Below are 22,435 nucleotides of genomic sequence, written 5' to 3' on the forward strand. Positions count from 1 at the left end.
AAAACGTATTTACTTTTTCTAAAAAGAGCAGCATTAAATCTGCTCTTTTTTTATAAACTAACGAATCAAGCGTAATAATTTGTAACGATTAAAAATACAACAACCCCATTTCTTCATCTAGGCTTAAATAATGACTAGCTGTAAGGGGTTATGTATGAAGCACATTTCATCAACACTAATTGCATTGTTGCTATTACTCAATTTAGCAGGATGTCAGAGCACCCAATCCAATACACCTGAGATTAATTACGCACTAATAAACACATCGGTATTTGAACAAAAAGAGATTGTCTCTCAAGATGACGTTTTTGCTCTCAATGAAGACATAAAAACGCAGCTTGACCACTATATTAAAGACAAAGCATCTCCAATACGACAAGCCAAGCAACTACTCAATTTTTTAATGGATAATGGAGACAGTACACTAGCTTATCAAAGTGGCGCTAATCTAGTCGCATCTGATGCTTTTTATAACCTCAATGCAAATTGTCTTTCTCTTTCAATCTTAGCGCATAGCCTCGCAGAGCATTTAGGTCTCTCAACACAATTTCAACGTGTTCATATTCCAGAGTATTGGGATCAAAGCCAAGGTTATAGCCTACTGACTGGCCATGTTAATCTCGTTATTAAGAAAGTCCCCCAAAGAGATGAAGCAAATAAAATATTCTTTTTAGAGCCCACCTCGATCACCGTAGACTTTGACCCTAACAGTAGAGAGCAAAAATTTAAAACGAGCAAAATCAGTAAAGACAGGATCACCGCTATGTTTTACAACAACCGCGGTGCAATGCATATGATCAGAGCTGAATATGACTTAGCTTTTAGCTATTTTAAAGCTGCAATTGAACTGGACCCTGCTTACTCAGGTGCTTGGGGAAATCTTGGGATACTCTACCGTATAAACAACATGCACGACCTTGCAGAAAGAACCTACGAACACGCTTTGATTGTTGACCCAAATAACAACACTGCTTTGGGAAATACTGCTCTGTTATACCGTTTAACTAACCGAGATGAATTGGCATTCGAGATCGAAACTAAGTTAGAAAACAAGCGTAAAAACAACCCTTTCTATATGATAGTAAAAGGTAATGAAGCCATAGCTAAAAATGAGCTAAACAAAGCACTACTCTTTTTTAATGAAGCGAGGAAGCTTGATAATGACCTTCATGACAGTTATTTTGGCTTAGCTAAAGTCTATTATTACAAAGGAAACCTCAGTCGTGCAAAACGTTATCTCAAACTGGCGCTTAAAAACGCAGAGTTCACTCACGATAAACGACGCTATGAAGGTAAGCTGGCTGCTTTTAAGTATTTGGCTAGTCGCTAACGCCAATGCTGCCAGCGCGTCGACGCGTTTGTATGAAGATATGAGTGTTTTAACCAGCCCAGAGCATCAAGGAAGAGAAGCCGGCAGCCCGACCCCCAATATCACAGCTCAATTTTTATACAATCGTTTTCAGAATTTAGGTATTGAAGTTAATTATCAGAGTTTTGAATTTAAAAGTGGGTTCTTTAGCAAAAAGCTAGGCCACAATGTCATCGCGACGTTACCCTGCACTGTCGACCAGTGTGGCAAAAAGTTAGTCATCACCGCCCACTATGACCATTTAGGAGGACGAGAAAGTAGCTTCTATGCAGGCGCCAATGATAATGCGACAGGTACTGCCGCATTATTAGCAATAGCAGAAGTATTAAAAGAGCAAACTCGGTTTAGTGACATAATATTTTTAGCTAGCGACGCGGAAGAAAAAGGGCTCTATGGTGCCAAGCATTATGTGAGTGAGACTGACATTAATGGTTATGCCTTAAATATTAATTTGGATATGTTAGCCATTAATAACAGAAACACTCTGTACGCACTTCATGATAAAAAAGCCAAAAAGTACATTGAACAATTTAAACAACAAGAACATCCATTTAAGCTATTTTCTACTTCGTCTCAGTTTAGACTGCACAAAAAGCTCAATGACAATCGCATCAACTGGCATAAGGCCAGTGATCATTACGCGTTTAGTTTAAAGAAAGTGCCTTATATCTACTTTGGTATGGGGATTGATGATAAACATCACACTAAAAAAGATACATTAGACAATATGAACTTTGAAAAGTATCAAACTGTGGTTGAGTCTATCAGTGACTTTATCGCCTCATTAGCGCAAGTGCCATTAGACTCCACAAATTGAATCTTTTGAACTTTGTTTAGCTTTTTAAGATGCCACTCTAATTTAGCAGCAGTACTTTTATCACCGACTGCTTTACTATAAATCAATTTGATGGGCGCTTTGCCTTTTAGGTTTTTTGCGCCTCTACCAGCATTATGTGCCTCAACACGAGCGTCAACATTATTGGTGATCCCCGTATACCAATGCCCCAACCTACTTTCGACGATGTAAATAGACCAAACCTTTATCTCTTGGGCCACTTTTTTTTCCTATTAAGAAACTTTTTTAACTTCATGCCGTCAAAGTGTATCAAGAAACTTTACCTTCTGTACGCAATCGGTATGATGCAAACAATAAAAGAATAAGGATCAAAAAATAAATGCTAGTAAAAAAATCCCTCGCTGTTTGGCTAAGTGCAGTAGTTATGACTGTTATGTTGTCTGGCTGTTCAAGTTGGGTATATCGAATTAGTATTCCTCAAGGCAACTTTTTAGAACAAAGTGATGTTGATAAACTTCGCGTTCAAATGACTCAAGAGCAAGTGCTTTATGTTTTGGGTAGCCCAGTTGCAAAAGATGCTTTTTCAAATGACAGCTGGCACTATAGCTACACGCTTAATATTGGTCGTGATTCTGAGCATAGAAAATCTCTAGTAGTTTATTTTGAGAATGGTCGCCTAGCGCGCATTAGTGGTGATTTTGAAGAGCCAGAAGAGTTTAATATCCCACTCGAGCAATAATTAACATCTACTTTCCTAAATGAAAAAAGGGCTTAAAGCCCTTTTTTTGATTCTCTTATAAATAATTATGCTCTGCCACCGGTTATTTTGTTGGCACGACCTTCTTCTTTCGCTTTTTCAGCTCTTTGTCTTCTTGCTGCTTTAGGATCGGCAATTAAAGGGCGATAGATTTCAATTCTATCTCCTTCTTTCACTACCTGGTGATTTTTGACGGTTCGGTTCCAAATACCCAGTGACAAATTTGACAGATCGATTTCAGGACACTTATCAGCGATACCTGATTGTAACACCACTTGCTCAGCCGTCGACCCTTCGGCAACATCGACTGAGAGTGAGGTTGCGGTGTCTGGTAATGCAAAAACAACTTCAACCTTGATCATTATCTCACTCCATACACTGTCTTAGCGCGTTGTGTAAATGCAACAACCATATTCTTAGCAACTTCGTTAAATACTTTACCGAATGCCATCTCAATTAATTTACTGGCAAATTCAAACTCAAGTTTTAAGGACACTTTACATGCTTGCTCATCAAGCTCTGTAAACTCCCAATAACCATTTAGTGATTTGAATGGGCCGTCGACCAATTTCATCTCAACTTTGTTGCCAGCTAAACGATTATTTGTTGTGAACCACTTTTTAAGGCCCGCTTTCGATATTTCTAGACTGGCGGTCATTGAAGACGCATCCTCAGAAATAATTTTTGCGTTGGAACAATTTGGTAAAAATGCAGGGTACGCATTTACATCATTGACTAAGTCAAACATTTCTTGGCTGCTGTACATTACCAGCGCACTTTTTTCAATCTGCGGCATAGCTACTCCACTTGCTTTGACGCGATTTTAGCAAGCTTTTTAATAATTATCTTGTTTACAAAGCATGAGTGCGTAAAAATAAGTAACAAAGCTAAAAAAGCCCTGTTTAATCAGATCATTTGTAGGTAGACTACGCCATTATGGCAAAGAAAAAATCACCAAAAGCAAACAGCAATACCATCGCGCTAAACAAAAAAGCGCGACACGAGTATTTTTTACACGATAAGTTCGAAGCAGGTATTGAACTACAAGGCTGGGAAGTTAAAAGTATCCGAGCAGGTAAAGTTAATATCTCTGATACTTATATTCATCTTAAAGACGGCGAAGCATTTTTACTTGGTGCTCAAATCCAACCATTAAACAGTGCATCAACTCACGTAATTTGTGATCCAATGCGATATCGTAAACTGCTTCTCAAGAAGCGTGAACTAGATAGATTGATTGGTGCAACTGAGCGCGATGGCTTTTCACTGATTGCAACTGCAATGTATTGGAAAAAGTGCTGGGTTAAATTGGAGTTCCATTTAGCCAAAGGTAAGAAGATGCACGATAAGCGCGCCGATATCAAAGACAAAGACTGGTCGCGCGATAAAGAGCGCTTAATGAAGCATAAAGCCAGATAAACAATAAAATTACTCTAAACCCCAGCATGCTGGGGTTTATTTTTTCAAACGACGCCAAACCCACATGCTTATTTCAGAACATAGTGCACAGCAACAAAATCTATTGTTTCAACTATACGAAACACTCAACATTGAACAACAAAAGCTGTTGCTGGTATTGGCCGTCGTTTATAAACCACTGAGCCGTGGGCATATTAATCAGCTTTGCAGAAAGCTAAGTAACCAAACTCAGGTTGATTGGCCTGCTAACTTATTGCGATTGAGCAACCCTGATATTGAAGTGTTAGCGCAAAGTGGACTATTCAGTGCAAAAGACGATGTTCACAAGGTCAATCCGCTTCTTGCAAATAAATTAACAGATCTAAGCATTCAACAAGGGAGCTTTTTACCCATTCTAAAGCTCGCTGAAGACGTTGTGCCCGTTTTACAGCTATACGATTGGGAGAAAACCTTCCAAGATGAGCAAAGGCTCGCCCGCGACTATTTCTATCTCAAAGAATTTAAGAGCCTAGAAAAACATCTTCGTCTAGATAAAAACCCCCAAGCAATCGACCATAAAAGAAACCAAATTCTGCTTGAATGTTGCTTTATGCCTTTCAACGAATCGGCTTTTTCAGAACTGCCTGAAACCATTCAGTATCAAGCATTTGCGACTTGGTTAGCGTTTAGAAAACAAAAAGGCGCATCGCTCAGCTACCCGCTTAATTTACTTAAAAGTGTGATCCAACATTGTCAATTTTTACCGCTCAAATTGCTCTATGTCGAGTATTTAGTACTCCAAGGTGAATTTAAGCAAGCTGAAGTCTTATTAGCAGGCGAAGCAAAGTCGGTGTATCACAGGCAAATACTGGCCACGATAAGTTTGTTCAACGGAAAAATGAATGAATCAGTTGATGAATTCGAACAAGCCATTAAGCTAAAAAACAAACTATATGGAAAGAAGTCAGACTACTTACTTGGTATGTTTGGGTTATTCCAAAAGTTTGCGCTGCTATTACAAGGTGCCGACAATCAGCCAAGTAAACTGACAAAACTCATTGAGTTATGCAAACAGCAAAAAAATAATAAGCATTCAGACTCATTCGACAAACTCATCGCGTCTATATTCATTGAGCTGACTCAAGCTATTCAGAAGTCAGAACCTGCTTATTTACATGACGTGATAAACAACGTTAAACACTCGGCATTTTCAGAAAATATCGCGGCTTTGCTCACCCTCTACGCTCAGTGTTGGACTGCTAAAACTGCAAATTTAAATAAAGAACAGATCAATACGCTCGTGAGCAATTTTGAGCAAGGCGAGCTGTCTCTATTTGCCAACCTTACTCGACAACTACGTCATGAAGCGACAACACTTTCAATTGATTTTACCCAAAGCGTTAAAGCCAAGCCAAGGTGGGATAGAGCCTTATCGCAACTGAAAGCGCTAACTAACCTATCGCAAGCCGATAGTGACCAATCGAATAACGATGAGCGGTTGATTTGGGAATTACACTTTGCAGATGAACACTCCTACTTCACTGCCCGAATACAAACTAACTCGGCTCAGGGTTGGAGTAAAGGAAAACCAATTTCAGCCAAACGGCTAGTAGAATCATCAAGTTTATTAAACTGCTTAACTGTAAAAGACAAAACCATCATTCAAGCTATTGAAAAGCTTTCTTTTGAAGATTACCGAGGTACAGACACTCAGTATCAGTTAACGGGTCTTAAAGCCCTCAGGGCAATCAAAGGCGCACCGAACATTTATCTCAACGATGACTTTACGATGCCTATTAGTGTTTCTGAACACTCCCCCGCTGTGCTTATCGACAAGCATCAACAAGAGATCCATGTTTCAATCAGTCATTTACCCAAATCATTAGAACGCGAAGCCCCTGTTTTCTCTTTTTATCAAATACAGCCTGATGAATACGGCTTTAGCATCTTTGAAACAGAGCATTTAAAAGTGGCTCGTATCATCCGAGAAGAAGGGCTTGTTCTGCCTATTTCAGCCGAAGCAGAGCTGTTGCAAAGTGTGCAAGCCATAGCGCCTTTGATTGATATTCAAAGTAGTTTAGACAATAAATCAGTAGCAGATAGCCAAGCATCAACCACCAAACCAATCACTGCGAATAATAAACTTGTTATCAACATACAGCCCTATCAAGAAGGTTTAGTGTTTACATGTATCGTGATGCCATTAGGTGAAGAAGGTCCAGCTTTTAAACCGGCTATCGGCGCAAAGCATATCTCTGCATTAATAAAGCATGAGCGGCTAACCACTTCTCGAGACTTAGCGTTTGAACAGCAGTTACTGGAGCGTTTAGACGTACTCTGCCCCGCCTTTAAAGCGATGGCAGATAATCAGCTTAAAGTGTCAGTACCTCAAGATGCGTATGAAGTATTATTAAAGCTCGAAGAGGTAAGCAAACAAGAGCAGACCTCATTACCTTTATTATTACGATGGCCGAAAGGTAAAACGCTTTCTCTGTCTCCGGAGTTGCAAACGCAGCATTTACAGCTTGCAATGTATCGCCAAAATGAATGGTTTAATTTACAAGGTGAGCTACAACTAGATGATGACAAAGTGATTGCCGTTAAGCATTTACTGCAATTAGCCGAGCAAAGTGGTAGCCGCTTTATCAAGCTAGAGTCTGATCAAGTCTTGTGCTTATCAGAGCAATTAAAAGCCCGACTCGATACCATCAATATGGCTAGTGAGCACGGACAGTTTCATCCACTTGCAGGCAAAGTGATTAATGAAGCTATGTCTGGCATGCGCATGAAAACCTTGCATAGCTGGGAACAACAAACCCAACGTATGTTTGAAGCTGAGAAGTTACAACCAAAGCTTTCGCCTTATTTAAATGCTGATTTACGACACTATCAAATTGAGGGCTTTCAGTGGGCAATGAAGTTAGCCCACTGGGGCGCTGGCGCATGTTTAGCGGATGACATGGGCCTAGGTAAAACATTACAAGCGCTAGCTGTCATCCAAGCTCGCGCCTCGCAAGGGCCAACGTTGATCATTGCCCCCACTTCGGTCTGTTTTAATTGGCAACAAGAAGCAAAGAAATTTACACCCACTTTGAGTGTTTTCAACTTTGCGGAAAACCCCACAGCTGAATATGTTGAAGCGCTCACTGGCAATGATTGCTTGATTATCAGCTATGCCATGTTGCAGCGTCATATTGATATACTTAAGCCCATTACCTGGCAAACAATTGTGGCTGATGAAGCACAAGCACTTAAAAACCCGTTATCGCAAAGATCACAAGCTGCTTGCGCTTTAAAGGCCGAGTTTAGAATGATCACCACAGGTACGCCGCTTGAAAACAATTTAAGTGAACTTTGGAGCTTATTTAGATTTGTAAACCCCGGGTTATTAGGAAACTTAAAGACCTTTAACCGCCGCTTCGCTCAACCTATTGAGCAAAGTGATGAAGACCCTATTAAGGCCAAAAAAGCCGCCTTTGGTTTAAAAACACTGTTAAAACCTTTTATTCTTAGACGACTAAAATCTGAGGTATTAACTGAACTGCCGCCACGCACACATATAGATATTCATGTGCCACTCAATGAGCAAGAAAGACATTTATATGAAGCAATAAGAGTCAATGCCGTCGAAAAACTAGCTGCAGTTCAAAAAGAGCAAAGTATAGCAACACAGCGCATGCAGATTTTTGCTGAACTAACCAAGCTAAGGCAGGCGTGTAGTAACCCCTCTTTAGTATCTCCAGATACAGATATCGAAAGTTCAAAGTTAAAACAACTAACTCTGTTGCTGAGTGAACTTAGAGAAAATAAACACAAAGCCCTGATATTCAGCCAGTTCATTGGTAGCTTGCAAGCGGTTAAAACGTTGTTAGAGGCACAGCAAATACCTTTCCACTATATAGATGGTGCAACCCCTGCAGAACAGCGCAAACAAAGTGTTAACGCGTTCCAACGTGGTGAAGGTGAAATATTCTTAATAAGCTTAAAAGCCGGTGGCTCAGGATTAAACCTTACCGCAGCTGATTATGTTATCCATCTTGATCCTTGGTGGAACCCCGCAGTTGAAGCCCAAGCTTCTGATCGCGCACATCGCATTGGACAAACAAAGCCTGTTACAGTTTATCGATTAGTTGCTGAGCAAACCATTGAAGAAAAAATACTCGCCTTGCATGAACATAAAAAAGAACTCGCTGATAAGTTACTTGATGAGGGGAATGCAATAGATGCACTGAGTGTGCAAGAATTACTTGGTTTGTTAAAAGAAACGTTTTAAGTAAGGTTTGGTGATTGAGGGCTTAAAAAGCATCTTCAATCACCAGTATCAAAGAACGAATATTCTTAGTTAAATTGAACGATTTCAACACCTAACACATATTGACCTTGCTCATCTTGCGCACAGCGAACGACCTTAGTGTGGGCATTCAAAGGTGGGATACTGGCACTGCTAGAATTGATATGAATATCGAGTATGGTATCGACCTCTAGTGGTTGCTCAACTGCTATGGAAAGACCTGTCGCACTCAAATCCAAGCACTTACCAACCAAAGTGAGCTGTTGTTCTAAAACTGAAATTTTTGCCTCAGCATTGACCATCATACGCATAAAGCGGCGTTTATCTTCGTGCAACATAGAGTACTCCTAAACCATTGATTTTAGTTTTTCTAGTAATTGTTGCATTGAAAAAGGTTTTACTACGTAAGCATCGCACCCAGCTTCGAATCCGGCTTGTTGCTCTTGCTCAGACTCAAGCCCTGATAACATGACTATTGGAATGTCTTTTGTTTCTGGCGTATTTTTCAATAGCCGACAAGTATCATAGCCATCAAGACCAGGCATACAGACATCGAGTAAAATAGCATCAGGTGGGTTCGCGATAGCCGATGACAAACATGACTTGCCTGAGTCAGCATAACTGAGCTCAAAGTTACTCGATAGCGCTGTGGTGAGCATTTCAAAATTAAAATATTCATCATCAACCACCAACACATGCGGCGTTGGTTTTGCTTTTACTTGAGTTGTCATTGGCAATGCTACTTCCTTTTCAATACTCAATTTAGTTCCTCTTATTAAGGTAATTCGCCTAGCTCAAATTGCAAGGCGAATTGACAATTAATCACACTCTTTAAGTGCATTAAGTACACGCTTAGCTGAAATTGCATAAGGTGTTCCTAATGTTTGAGCAAACAAAGACACTCTTAGTTCCTGCTGCATCCAAAAAATATTTTCAAGTTCTTTTGGAACCGGTAAACCTTTTGGAATTTTCGCCAGTTTTTTCTGATACTCCTGAGCTACTTTATCTAACTCTAATGTACACAACCTGTCTCTATTTGGATCAACAGGCAGCTTTTCTAAACGACGCTCAATAGCTTTCATATAACGCAGTAAATCATTGAGTTTCTCAGCCCCATGTTTACTCACAAACCCTCTAAAAACAAGAGATTCAAGCTGTGACTTGATGTCACCGTGTGCGGTGATCATGGTTAAGTCAACCTTGCCTTTCATACGCTTATTAATTGCATGTGCAACGCTTAACACTTGCTCTACCTGAGTGGCAATTTCAACCACGGCATCACCTAGCTCACCACGGATAAACTCTTTTACCTGCTCAAACGCTTGCTCGTCTCGTATATCGCCATGTTTTTGTAACAAGGCATCCACACCAGAGGCAATACAGTCATCAATCAAGTCTTGTATTTTACCAAACGGATTAAAGTACAAGCCCAGTTTGGCCTTGTTTGGTAAATGCTGCTGCAAGTATTTAATTGGTGACGGTACATTTAATAACACCAGTCTCCTTAACCCTCGCTGATGTGCAGCTTGTGCTTTTAATTCATTATCGAATAATTCAATGGCAGCACTAGACTTTTTATCTACCAGCGCAGGGAATGCTTTGATTTCGTAGTTCCCTTGCTTCTTAGTGTACTCTTTTGGTAACTCGCCAAACTCCCATTGTGTGAGATCGCTTTGTTCAATGCCCTGCTCTGCCACTTTAGACAGTGTACTTGTTACTTGACCTTGTAATTGCGCTTTTAATTTCAGCAAATCTTTACCGTGAGCTAAAACCTTATTTTTCTCGTCAACCACTTCAAATTGCATTACTAAATGCGTATCTAACGTGCTGGTATCCCATTGCTCTTCAGCAACACGAACCCCTGTCATTTTCAGTAGACGATTGCTAAGTGCATCAATTAAGCGCCCTTGCATCGGCTCAACACTCGCTAAAACCGCATCAGCATAATTTGGTGCTGGAACAAAATTTCTTCTTAAGGTTTTCGGCAAGCTTTTGATGAGACCACATATAAGTTCGTGTCTGAGTGCTGGAATATGCCAGTCAAACCCTTCATCTTGAACTTGGTTAAGCAGTGCCAAAGGAATGTTAACCGTAACACCGTCAACAGGCTGTCCCGGCTCAAAATGATAACTCAAAGGCAGAATTAAATTACCTTGTTGCCACGTATCAGGATAATCAAACTCAGTGATCTGCTCCGCCCCATGTTGCATTAAATAGTCACGAGACATATGCAAGTAGCGCTTATCTTTTTGCTTTTGTTTTTTCCACCAATGGTTGAACGCAGCACGGTTATTTACGTCTTGTGGAATTTTCTCATCGTAGAACTCAAACAAAGTAATTTCGTCGACTAAGATATCTCTACGACGGGCTTTTTTCTCAAGCGTGTGGATTTCATCAATTAGATCTTGGTTATATTTCAAAAAGCCTTCTTGTTGCCCGAGTTGATCTGCAATCAGCGCTTCTTTAATGAATAATTCGCGGCTGACGACTGGGTCAATTTGACTATATACGGTACGCTTCTTAGAGACGATGATCATGCCATATAGACTTTGCTGCTCGTAGGCAATCACACAGCCTGGCTTTTTCTCCCAGTGAGGCTCGCTAAAGCTACGCTTCACTAAATGCTGAGCAATCGGTGGCACCCAAGTCACATCAATTTTCGCATTCATGCGGGCATACAGCTTACTGGTTTCAACCAACTCTGCTGACATCAACCATTTTGGCGACTTTTTGAAAAGGCTAGAGCCTGGGAAAATATGGAATTGGCTATTACGCGCCCCTTTATAGACCTGCTTTTCATCTTTAAAACCAATATGACTCAACATACCGCTGAGCAAGGCTTGATGAACGTTATCTACTTCAGCCTGATTATCAGTGAGTTTCATACCCATTTCTTCGCATACTGTGGTCAACTGATAAACAATATCTTGCCACTCGCGAATACGCATATAGGCTAAGAACTCTTTCTGACAAAGCTTTCTGAATTGGCTACGGCTTAACTCTTCTTGCTGCTGCTCTAAGTAATACCATAAATTTAAGAATGCTAAGAAATCAGAATCAGGATGCGCAAAGCGCTCATGTTTTTCATCTGATGCACCTTTTTTATCTTGCGGGCGCTCTCTTGGATCTTGGATCGATAAGGCAGCAACTATGACAATGACTTCACGCAATGCGCCCAGCTTTTCAGCAGACAACACCATTTTCGCCAAGCGAGGATCAATCGGTAAGCGGCTCAAAGCACGACCTGACTGAGTAAGCTTGGTCTGCTGTCTTCTTTTTGAAGGATGAACCGCTTCGAGCTCTTCGAGAAGGGAAATACCGTCATTGATATTACGACTATCAGGTGCCTGTACGAACGGAAACTCACTGATATCGCCAAGTCCTAAGCCAAGCATTTGCAAGATAACCGATGCTAAGTTTGTACGAAGGATCTCAGGATCTGTAAACTCTGGACGGCCTAAAAAGTCTTCTTCTGAATAAAGGCGAATACAAATACCTGAAGCCACACGACCACAGCGGCCTTTACGCTGATTAGCACTGGCTTGAGAAATAGCCTCGATAGGTAAACGCTGTACTTTTGTTCGATAGCTGTAACGACTAATACGTGCAGTACCAGGGTCAATCACATAACGAATGCCAGGTACAGTCAATGATGTTTCAGCTACGTTGGTTGATAAAACAATTCGTCGATGGCTGTGCGGGGCAAAAATACGGTTTTGCTCCGCATTAGAGAGTCTGGCATATAACGGTAAGACTTCTACACCCTTTAGATTTCGCTTACCTAGCGCATCGGCGGTATCTCTGATCTCTCTTTCGCCATTCATGAAAATAAGGATATCACCCGGCCCTTCGGCACATAACTCATCAACCGCGTCAAAAATGCCTTGCAGTTGGTCGTTTTCTGCTTCGCTTTCATTACCTGCTAAATCAAGTGTTGGCCTATATCTCACTTCAACTGGATAGGTTCTACCCGATACTTCAATGATAGGCGCATTATTGAAGTGTTTAGAAAAGCGTTCAGGGTCAATGGTTGCTGATGTGATAATGACTTTTAGATCAGGACGCTTAGGCAAAAGGTTTTTTAAATAACCTAAGATGAAATCAATGTTAAGGCTTCTTTCGTGGGCTTCATCAATAATAATCGTATCGTACTGATTCAAATAACGATCGTTTTGAATTTCCGCCAACAAAATACCATCTGTCATCAGTTTAACGTACGAGTTGTCGCCAACCTGATCGCTAAATCGAATTTTAAAACCAACCTCTTCACCTAAATCACAATTCAGTTCTTCGGCAATACGATTTGCAACGCTTCTTGCTGCTAATCGACGAGGCTGAGTATGACCAATATAGCCGTCAACACCACGGCCTAGCTCTAAACAAATTTTAGGTAACTGTGTGGTTTTACCCGAGCCCGTTTCACCCGCCACAATCACAACTTGATTTTCAGCAATGGCTTTTTTTATTTCGTCTTTTTTCTGGCTTACAGGAAGTTGCTCTGGGTAATCTACTTTTGGCAGGTTTTCTAAGCGAGTAACACGCAACGACTGACTGGCCTCAATATCTTTCTTAATTGAAGCAATAACTTTGTTTTGTTTATTCTCGTCATTTATTTTTTTAACACCATGCAGGCGTTTTTTAAAAATAAACTGATCTTTCTTAAGGCAAGTTTTTAGCTCAGTAAACAGCGGTCCTACACTCACTTCCACGACACTCTTTTAAAAATAAAACAGCGGCAAGTATATCAAAAACCGTTTACTGAGCCTATTACTGAAGTTGTTGTTCTATTGGACGATTATTTAATCTATCGCTATGCGTGCAAATTACACATATCGATGACCGGACTCATAATTATCGTGCAGATGTTTATCAAGTGCTAACAAAACATGTGCTCGAGTAATTACCCCAACTAAAATGCCATCACTATCACAAACCGGATACAGTTTAGGGGTATTCACAGTCATTCTGTCGGCCATTTGTACAATGCTGTCATCAGCCGAAACGCAAAAAGGTTCGGCATTCATGACATCAGACACCACACTGTGAGACTCATTTTGATAAGTTGCTTCTAACATCTTTTTTAAGCAATCTTGCTCTGACAAAAACCCTATTACTTTCTTATTCTCATCAATAACGGGGCCACCTGACTGACCACTTTGCAATAATTTTTCTACTGCAGCTTCTATGCGCATATCTTGAGAGAAGGTAACTGGGCGATGATTTAAATAGTCTTTTACTTTGATTGAATGCATTATTTCGCTCCATTAAAAAAGCCAGCTAAATTAAATATAGCTGGCTATCATGGAGTTGCCTGTATTTTCAGAAAATTAACCTAACAAAATATTAATCATTTTTGAAAATACCGACCTGGGTTTCTTGCGATGACGACTTACTGGCTCGATACATCCCTTTGGTATTAAACGGCATACTGATATTGCCTTTGGTGTCCACAATGATCACGCCACCAGTACCGCCAATAGGCATGAGAACATCGTGGATCACTTCTTTACCCGCTTGTACAATTGACTTTCCTTGATATTCGACTCTTGCACAAATATCACTGGCAACACTGTAACGAATAAAATACTCACCATGACCAGTCGCCGAAACAGCACATGAGCGGTTATCAGCAAATGTACCCGCGCCTATTACTGGCGAATCACCCACACGACCAAAACGCTTTGCAGTCATCCCGCCTGTTGAAGTACCTGCAGCCAAGTTGCCATTTTTATCTAAAGCAACGGCACCGACTGTACCCATCTTATATTCGTTTGCAAGCGCATGGTGCGCAGCCTGATAATCTTTACTAGTTTTATTAGCCGCATCTAGTTTCTTTTTGGCTTTGATTAGGGCTTCATATCGGTGCTTAGTATCAAAGTAACTATTATCTACAAAATCGAAGCCCTGATGTTTTGCAAACTGCTCAGCACCTGCTCCGCTTAGCATCACATGAACAGAGTTCTCCATCACTGAGCGAGCCAAATCTATCGGATTTTTAACCGTTTTTACACCAGCAACCGCCCCTGCTTGACGGTTTCGGCCATCCATAATAGATGCATCTAATTCATGAGAACCATCATAAGTATAAACAGCGCCTTTACCTGCATTAAAAAAAGGCGAATCTTCTAGGATATTAATAGCCGCTGTTACTGCATCTAGGCTCTCACCGCCTGACTCAAGTACTTTATACCCTGCTTCTACTGCTTCTTTTAATTTAGCTCTGTAGGCTTTTTCTTGTTCAGGTGTAAAACGGCTCTTTTCAATTGTACCCGCACCACCATGAATGGCGATTGCAATAGGTTGCGTTTGTGCCATCGCACTTAAACTCGATATAGCAAAACCAATAGCCGCTAATAGAGATTTCTTATTCATATATTATCCTTGGATTTGTTTTATACCAATGCTCTTAATCAAGCGAACTATTTTGAGGCAAGGAAACTTCTCGATAACAAGGCGAAAATTTTGCTATTTAGTTGTTCTAAATAAAAAGTTTATAACGAAGTTAGCGTAAGTTGTAGTCCCTCAAAAAGGTTGAGTATTAATGAGTAATGGTATTGAACATCTTGGGAAGTTTGTAACTAAATTGCAACAATACGCGTCGAACTTAATTAACCAAATTGCAGGCACAAAAAAAGCACCCTCAGGTGCTTTTTCAAACGCTTAATAATTAGCTAGCTTGACGCTGTGCTTTTAAACGCGCTAAACGAGCTACTTGGTGTGTAGACGTTAAGAAAGAGAAGATAGGCGCTAGGTAGCCACGTTTACGTAGCTCTAGGTATGCTTCATCGTTTAGTTCGTTAAGCTTACGCTCGTCAACAAGATAGATACCGTTGATGTCTTTTTTCTCGCCAGCGATTTCAACAGTTAGAGTTTGTTGAACTAAAAGCTCTTTCTCAGCTAGGTAAGCAGTGAACGCTTCAGTAACACGTGCAAACTCTACATAGTTTACTAATGCTTCTTTACGACGCTCTAGGTATTCGGTTTCTTTGCCATCAGCAAATAACGCATTACCTTCTTCTTCGCCAACTAGTGGGCTAGCTTCATCGATAACAATACCGAATTGATCTTCTTCAGGGTGCTTCACAAGACCAAACGGATAACGTGCAGCCGCTAGTGGTGCAAAACCTGCAGTCCATTTGCCATCTTGTACAAATAGGTTCTCGCCTGGCTCTAAACCAAACATAGCAACTGGCTGAAATTGACCTGTTTCTGTGTTTTTAACAAATGCCATTGGGAATTCAGTTGCTACACGCGCAAACTCATGCGCTACTACTGGCATTAAGTGCTGTGATTTTAAAAATTCAACGTTGATGCCGTTTTTTACTTTTGTGTTGGCATGCTTCTCGTTATGTAAAGGCTGCACTTGTTGCTCCGCCATAATACTACTCCGTTCGTTTACGTAATTATTACTTTTGCCATAAGGCTAAAGGTTTTGTATCTAAATTGAAAGTATAATCTGGTTTAATTATTCTTTTGTTACATACAATATTTTTATCAAAGAGTGATATGGGGTGTTTTATATTTTAGACAACCCATTTTTTAAAATTTTATTAATTAAATCTCTATTAGTTGGTAACCCAGCGGCCAATTGCTGATTAAACTTTTGTACTTCAAGCATTTTCTTTGCTGCTTCCTGTTTATGTAAATAGCAACTTTGTTTAAGAGATAAATCAGTCTCAAACTTTAAGCCGTACAAAACGAACAAGTAACTATCTAATACAAAGGGCTCAAACGCATAATCAAAATCAAATTTCGAAGGTACGTTATGACGCCAAAACGCTAGTTTTTCTTGCAAGCTTTTAGGAATACTGCCCTCATATGTGTTATCAATCCAATACTGTGTATCACTCCGTTTTGAGATGCAGTAGTGAAGCTTAATAAAGTCGACACTTTTTTCCCATCTAAGAGTAAATGTATCGTTGAACTGCTTTTCAACAAAGCTCAAATTATCCCTATGATGTGGAAATTGCTCAGCAATCATATTAACAGCAGCTTCGATAAGAAAAATTGCTGATGCTTCAAGTGGTTCAATAAAGGCAGCTGACATTCCTACAGCCACACAGTTTTTATGCCAAAACTTCTCTCTATAACCCAGATTAAGAGGTATTTTTCTGATGCTTAAGTCAGTGTCTTTAACCCCTATGTAATCTAATAATGTATCGTATGCATTTTCATCACTGGTGTGGTTACTACTATATACATAGCCAATACCACGGCGATTCTGTAAACCAATATCCCATGTCCAACCATGTTGGTGCGCTGTAGCAATCGTGTTTGATGCAATGGGCGTGGATTCATCTTCATAAGGCACTTGAATGGCTAAGGCTGTGTCGTTGAAAATATAATCTGAAATACTTTTCCACTGTACATCTAAAGCACCATTTAAAAGCAATGCTTTACTGCCTGAGCAATCAATGAATAAGTCACCTATAATGCTGCCTGCAGAGTCAGTATCCACTTGCTTAATGAAACCTGCTGTATCTAATGCGACATTTTGTACATTCGCTTTAATATGTTTTACACCTAGTTTAACTGCATGTTTTGTAAGTAGATCAGCAAATTTTGCAGCATTTAAGTGATATGAATAATTTAAAATCGCATCATATTGAGGTGTAGTGATAAGTTTTGGTGCTAAGCCTTGTTGTGAAATATAACTTTGCGATGCCGTTGCCATATCATATGGCAATTTATGCTCTGCGTTATCTAATAACCAATAAGGTGCAAGATTAAAATCATAGGCCGCATGGAAAGTCGCATTCAAAGGATGAAAATAGCTATGCTTGCCAACATCTGAAGGGTTTTGATACCAATTTACAAATTCGGCACCTTGCTTGAAACTGGCGTCACACTCGCGAATAAATTCATCTTCAGCAATACCAATTTCAGCTAACGTTTTTCTGATTGTAGGCCAAGTTCCCTCACCGACTCCCATAATGGGAATATCCGGAGATTCAACCAAAGTAATTTGCACAGATGCTGGATTAATAGTGTTAAGCTTTTTAGCGAGTAATGCAGCACTGATCCAGCCTGCTGTGCCACCACCAACGATAACGACTTGTTTTATTGCACTCATAATTACACCTTAGTAAAACTATAAGACGAAAGCTTGTTTAGCAGCTCTCTATTAGTCGGCAATTCTTTGATCAAAATATCTTTCACTTTGTCGATTTGGGCGAATGCTTTTTGCGCATGTTCGGTCTGAGAGTATTTAGCAGCACTTAAGCTTAAGTCTTGCTCAAACTCCATACCATTCAGAACATATTGATAACTTTCCATTGGGAATGGTTCATAAACATGTGAGAAATCATAGGCACTAACTGGTTCACTACGCCACTGAAGTAAAGCATTTTTCAAAGACTGCGGAATAGATTCTGGGTCTTTATTTTTTTTCCAGAAAGGCTCATCTCTTTTCGATAAGATGTAATGCAGCTTTATGAAGTCGATTGTTTTATTCCACCTAAATTGGAATGAATCATTAAACTTGTTTGCTGCAAGAGGTAACAATGATTTATCTTTAGGCAATTGATCTGCAAGCATATTCGAGGCTGCTTCAATCAAGAAAATTGCAGATGCTTCTAATGGTTCAACAAACGCAGCTGATAATCCAACTGCCACACAATTGTTATGCCAAAACTTCTCACGATAACCGACATTCATAGGTACTAGTTTAGCAGGTAAATCTTTGGCTCTTTCACCGATATAGTCTCTGAGGGTTTGCTCTGCTTCTTCATGAGACATAAACTCAGAGCAATAAACATGCCCTACACCTCTTCGATTTTGTAGCCCAATATCCCATATCCAACCTGCTTCTTGTGCTGTTGATATGGTGCAGCTGTTAATGTCGCAGTTATCATCATCATAAGGCACTTGAATTGCGACAGCATGATCTGTGAACAAAGTATCTGAAACGGGTTTAAAAGGTACACCTAAAGTTTTACCTAACAACAAACAGGCAAAGCCAGTACAGTCGACAAAGAAATCGCCTTTTATTTCACCATGTGTATCTGTGTGGACACTAATAATTTCTTCATTATATGAATTTACATCAGTGACATTACAAGATAAGAACTTTACACCTAACTTTTCCGTCGCATGTTTTTTTAATAATTCTGAAAACTTGCCCGCATCAAGATGGTAGGCATAACTCTGAACACCATCATAAGCCTTCGAAGAGATGGTTTTTGGTGCTTTAAATAGGTCTGACAAATACCCTTGAGTACTCACTGATTCAGCATATGTTTTTTCTCCGGCTTGGCCAAGGTTCCAATATGGAGAAAGATTAAATTCAGAGGGGTCTAAAATTGAAGAAAATAAATGATAGTAATGATTGTCTGAAGAAGCAGGCGCTGATTTCCAATTTACAAATTTACTGCCTTGCTTAAATGACGCATTACAAAACCGAATAAACTCTGTTTCATCAATACCGATTTCAGCCAAAGTTTTTCTCATTGTAGGCCAAGTTCCCTCGCCTACACCTACGGTGGGAATATCTGGAGATTCAATTAATGTAACAGAAATAGCGCCATCTTTATTAGAATTTAATTTTTTTGCAAGCTTTGAAGCTGTTAGCCAACCTGCAGTGCCGCCACCAACAATTACAACTGAATCAATCGTGTTCGAAATCTCCATATGTTTTCCTCTCTACAACTCATTACAATATGTATATTTCTATTTAGTAGAAATTAAAAAGGGAAGGCAAGCCTTCCCTTTTTCTTAACGCTATGAATTAGAAGCGGTAAGAAGCTTTAAGTGAGTAACGAGAACCATTGTCTGTTACTACACGAAGAGACTGTAAACCACCACCAAATCGCTGGTAAGTAATTTCATTAGTTAGGTTAACACCTTCTAATGTTACGTCTAGGTTTTCAGTTGCATGCCAAGTGAATGACGCATCTAAGAATGACTGTGAATCAAAAGAATCATTACCATTACCCAGCGCTGTACCTTCTGCAAAGAACTGATCACGAGCAGTGTATGCGATACGCGTTGTAAATACTTCGCTTTCGTAGTAACCCGTTAGGTTTAGTGAGTTACGAGAAGAACCTGGAAGCTGGATTTGACCGCCAGCATCTGTCTCGCCTTTCGCATCTACGTATGTGTAGTTAAACAATGCGCCGAAACCATTACCAAAGTTAGTCTGCCATTGTAATTCAGCACCTTCGATCTTACCACCACGACCTTGATCAGGGATACTTACTTCATATGTACCAGGAACTGGAACAGATGTAAGTGTCTCATCAACTTTAATTGTCGTAATGAAAGACGCAATATCTTTGTTGAATAATGCAACAGAGAATAGTGATGAATCATCGTAATACCACTCTAGACCGATATCCATTTGCGTAGCGCGGAACGGGTCGATTGCAGGGTTACCACGAGAAGCTTGAAGACGACCACTTTCAGGTGTTGTAGTTGGAAGACCGCTATAACCACCTGCTAATTGAGAGTAACCTGGACGAGTCATTACTTTTGCTGCTGACATACGTAAGATTACGTCTTGGCTTAGGTCTAAAGCTAAGTTAAAGCTTGGTAACCAATCTGAGTAATCACCTTTAAATGTGTCTTTACCAACTAGTAAACCGTCATACGCTTGTGATTCAGTCTCTGTTTCTACATAACGTACACCGATGTTACCGCGGAAACCGTCACCACTGAAGTTACCCTGAGTGTAAAGTGCTAATACATCTTCTTGTACTCGGTTCCAATCGCCTTTATTGAATGTCCAATCAGCAACATTCGCATTTAGGTAACCCCAGTACTTTTGACCGTTAAGTTTAGTATAAGAAGTTGGCGTACCACCAGTAACAACTTCACCGAAATCAGTCATGTTGCCATCAGCAAAGTCGGCAATACCTTTACCATCTAGTGCACCATCTTTAAGCGTCGCACCATATGCTGAAGAAGTAAATTCATGAGAGCGTATCTTAATACCAGCTTCGATTTCAGTAATTACACCGAAATCAACTTCAAGGTCTAAATCAACTTGTGCATAAGTTTCTTCATCTTCAAGTTCTACTTTCGCAAGTGAACCACCTTGGTTAACCTGCCAAGAAGTGTCAGTTAAAGAAACACCATTTGGAACCATAACCATTGAGTTAGCAAGTGCCATGTCGATATCAACAGTAATACCTGTTTCAGCATTTACAGGTTGACCCCAAAGACCGTTGGCATTACCGCCATTACCACCATCTGCCCAAGTTTTACCAATTACACCTGATACTGTATAAGTCTCACCTTGATAAGTTGCAGAGAAGTCCATCACGTTACTAGTCATCACTGCGTTACGCGTGTTTGTATCCTGTGCTAACCAGCCTGCTTCTGTAACTGTGCCTTTTAAGTAACGGCGGTTATCGGCTGTATTTGGCTTATCAGCATCTAACAAAACATATGGACCATTACCATTTTCGTACTTAGTACCATTAATTGTTAGGAAGTTTTGGTTTGTATTGAACGCATCAAGTTCAGTGCGCAAGAAGTGAGCGCCAAAATCAAGATTATCTGATGGTGCATACTGAAGCGTTACGTCAAAAGCTGTACGCTCACGGTCTTGGTCAAAACCTGCAATACCTGAAGCTGACCAGCCCTCTTCCCAGTAGTTTTCTGATTTACGAGCACGGCCAATCTGCTCAAGCTGTGATGCCATTACTAGCACACCAAATGTCTCATCATCATTTTTCCAGCTAGCAAGACCTGTCGCGCCAAAACCAGTATCATCAGCTAAAGTATTTTGGTTTGCTTCAACTGAACCGAAGAAAGTATTTGCATCTAGTTCTAATGGCTTACGAGTACGCATTACAACAGTACCACCTACGCCACCTTCATCAATAGAAGCTACAGGAGATTTGTAAACTTCAAGACCAGAAATCATTTCTGATGGCATAAGATCCATGTTGAAGCTACGGCGGTTAGCAGCTTGAGAGAACCAACCTGTTGAAGCAACAAATTGACCATTTAATTGAACTTGAGTAAGTGTAGGATCTACACCACGAATTGAAACTTCGGCACCTTCACCCACGAAACCACGGTTGATTGAAACACCAGCAACACGCTGAAGTGACTCAGCAATGTTCTTATCTGGGAATTTACCGATATCTTCTGAAGTAATTGAATCAACTACAGCATTTGCAAAACGCTTGTTATTGATATCTTCACGTTTAGAAGCACGAATACCACGTACTTCAATTACTTCAACATCTTCTTGAGCTTTGCTGCCTTCATTTGCATATGCAACGCCCGATACGCCAGCAGTCAGTACTAGACCGATGTTGGCAGCGATTAAGCTTTTCTTAAAATTATTAGCTAACACAGGATTCCCCTTGAATCATTTTGTTGGTTTTTTATTCACTTCTGCCCAGTGAAGATGACAGCGTTGTCATCTAATAACAAACCATACACCGTAAATTACAATTTCGCTACATTTTTTTTGTTGCACTACTCAAAAAATATTCAACACAAAATATAAGGCTCTGAAAGTATTGCAATTTTACGTATATGAAAGACAATTTGTTACATAAAACAAACTGAATATAGCACAAAATCTTTGTTTGTGGATAGATAAAAGGGATAAGTCGGACCATTAAACTGAGCCACATAATGTCCTTGTGGATCTCAATTCTAGGTCTACATGAAGAGTTATTTGCTTTGGCAGAAGCATTCAAGGGTGATAACTACTCTCAATGACAGCGCTGTCATTATACATATTTAATTACAATTATGTCTATGCCTATTTCGATTTAATTCAATGTAATCAATTAAAGATTAAGTTAACTATTGCTTTGAAGTGAAATGGTAACAGATTTAAAGGATATGTTTTTTTACTAAGAC

17 protein-coding genes are annotated in these 22,435 nt (G+C 40.0%); 5 read left to right on the forward strand and 12 right to left on the reverse strand.

Annotation, left to right across the window (positions count from 1 at the left end; translation table 11 throughout):
- Nucleotides 1–154 precede the first annotated feature (154 nt).
- Nucleotides 155–1,330 carry a tetratricopeptide repeat protein gene (locus AC1HJP_RS07670; RefSeq protein ID WP_480361301.1) on the forward strand — a complete coding sequence of 392 codons (1,176 nt, stop codon included), beginning with the start codon at nt 155–157 and terminating at the stop codon, nt 1,328–1,330.
- The gene (locus AC1HJP_RS07675; RefSeq protein ID WP_480361302.1) at nt 1,287–2,186 is read left to right on the forward strand and encodes a M28 family peptidase; all 900 of its coding nucleotides are present in this window, start codon (nt 1,287–1,289) and stop codon (nt 2,184–2,186) included. Before AC1HJP_RS07670 ends, AC1HJP_RS07675 begins: the two co-directional genes overlap by 44 nt.
- Here the strand turns inward: AC1HJP_RS07675 and AC1HJP_RS07680 are convergent.
- Entirely contained in the window at nt 2,114–2,425 is a 312-nt protein-coding gene (locus AC1HJP_RS07680) for a GIY-YIG nuclease family protein (RefSeq protein ID WP_480361303.1), read from the reverse strand. The two genes, AC1HJP_RS07675 and AC1HJP_RS07680, sit on opposite strands and share 73 nt — an antisense overlap.
- A gap of 119 nt (nt 2,426–2,544) precedes the next feature.
- On the opposite strand from AC1HJP_RS07680, the gene AC1HJP_RS07685 reads away from it, so the two are divergent.
- Nucleotides 2,545–2,904, forward strand: coding sequence for an outer membrane protein assembly factor BamE (locus tag AC1HJP_RS07685; RefSeq protein ID WP_480361304.1), 360 nt, complete (start codon nt 2,545–2,547; stop codon nt 2,902–2,904).
- Nucleotides 2,905–2,969: 65 nt separating this feature from the next.
- Here the strand turns inward: AC1HJP_RS07685 and AC1HJP_RS07690 are convergent, their stop codons facing one another.
- Both AC1HJP_RS07690 and AC1HJP_RS07695 read right to left on the reverse strand, forming a co-directional pair.
- Nucleotides 2,970–3,284 carry an RnfH family protein gene (locus AC1HJP_RS07690; protein ID WP_480361305.1) on the reverse strand — a complete coding sequence of 105 codons (315 nt, stop codon included), beginning with the start codon at nt 3,282–3,284 and terminating at the stop codon, nt 2,970–2,972.
- On the reverse strand, nt 3,284–3,718 hold the full coding sequence (locus tag AC1HJP_RS07695; protein ID WP_480361306.1) for a type II toxin-antitoxin system RatA family toxin: 435 nt from the start codon (nt 3,716–3,718) through the stop codon (nt 3,284–3,286). Before AC1HJP_RS07695 ends, AC1HJP_RS07690 begins: the two co-directional genes overlap by 1 nt.
- Before the next feature lie 140 nt (nt 3,719–3,858).
- On the opposite strand from AC1HJP_RS07695, the gene smpB reads away from it, so the two are divergent.
- Nucleotides 3,859–4,341, forward strand: a complete 483-nt coding sequence (gene smpB / locus AC1HJP_RS07700; RefSeq protein WP_058029532.1) for an SsrA-binding protein SmpB — start codon at nt 3,859–3,861, stop codon at nt 4,339–4,341.
- A 64-nt stretch (nt 4,342–4,405) separates the two neighbouring features.
- A complete protein-coding gene (locus AC1HJP_RS07705; RefSeq protein ID WP_480361307.1) occupies nt 4,406–8,593 on the forward strand; it encodes a DEAD/DEAH box helicase in 4,188 nt (1,395 codons plus the stop codon).
- Between the two features lie 65 nt (nt 8,594–8,658).
- Here AC1HJP_RS07705 and AC1HJP_RS07710 read toward each other — a convergent pair whose 3' ends face one another.
- The 9 genes from AC1HJP_RS07710 to AC1HJP_RS07750 all read right to left on the reverse strand — a co-directional run bounded on the left by AC1HJP_RS07710 (nt 8,659) and on the right by AC1HJP_RS07750 (nt 21,917).
- Nucleotides 8,659–8,949, reverse strand: a complete 291-nt coding sequence (locus AC1HJP_RS07710; RefSeq protein WP_480361308.1) for a PilZ domain-containing protein — start codon at nt 8,947–8,949, stop codon at nt 8,659–8,661.
- A gap of 9 nt (nt 8,950–8,958) precedes the next feature.
- Nucleotides 8,959–9,342, reverse strand: coding sequence for a response regulator (locus tag AC1HJP_RS07715; RefSeq protein WP_138483044.1), 384 nt, complete (start codon nt 9,340–9,342; stop codon nt 8,959–8,961).
- Nucleotides 9,343–9,429: 87 nt separating this feature from the next.
- A complete protein-coding gene (gene hrpA, locus AC1HJP_RS07720; protein ID WP_480361398.1) occupies nt 9,430–13,314 on the reverse strand; it encodes an ATP-dependent RNA helicase HrpA in 3,885 nt (1,294 codons plus the stop codon).
- 120 nt (nt 13,315–13,434) lie between these two features.
- Nucleotides 13,435–13,863, reverse strand: coding sequence for a CBS domain-containing protein (locus AC1HJP_RS07725; protein ID WP_138482875.1), 429 nt, complete (start codon nt 13,861–13,863; stop codon nt 13,435–13,437).
- Nucleotides 13,864–13,954: 91 nt separating this feature from the next.
- A complete protein-coding gene (locus tag AC1HJP_RS07730) occupies nt 13,955–14,983 on the reverse strand; it encodes an isoaspartyl peptidase/L-asparaginase family protein (RefSeq protein ID WP_480361309.1) in 1,029 nt (342 codons plus the stop codon).
- Nucleotides 14,984–15,278: 295 nt separating this feature from the next.
- Nucleotides 15,279–15,989, reverse strand: coding sequence for a SapC family protein (locus AC1HJP_RS07735; RefSeq protein ID WP_480361310.1), 711 nt, complete (start codon nt 15,987–15,989; stop codon nt 15,279–15,281).
- Nucleotides 15,990–16,127: 138 nt separating this feature from the next.
- Complete coding sequence (locus tag AC1HJP_RS07740; protein ID WP_480361311.1) at nt 16,128–17,684, reverse strand: tryptophan halogenase family protein; 1,557 nt, start codon at nt 17,682–17,684, stop codon at nt 16,128–16,130.
- A gap of 2 nt (nt 17,685–17,686) precedes the next feature.
- Entirely contained in the window at nt 17,687–19,240 is a 1,554-nt protein-coding gene (locus AC1HJP_RS07745; RefSeq protein WP_480361312.1) for a tryptophan halogenase family protein, read from the reverse strand.
- Between the two features lie 97 nt (nt 19,241–19,337).
- Nucleotides 19,338–21,917 (reverse strand): TonB-dependent receptor, encoded by a 2,580-nt coding sequence (locus AC1HJP_RS07750; protein ID WP_480361313.1) that lies wholly within the window; start codon nt 21,915–21,917, stop codon nt 19,338–19,340.
- Between the last annotated feature and the right edge of the window lie 518 nt (nt 21,918–22,435).

This window comes from Pseudoalteromonas sp. NFXS53, assembly GCF_056629255.1.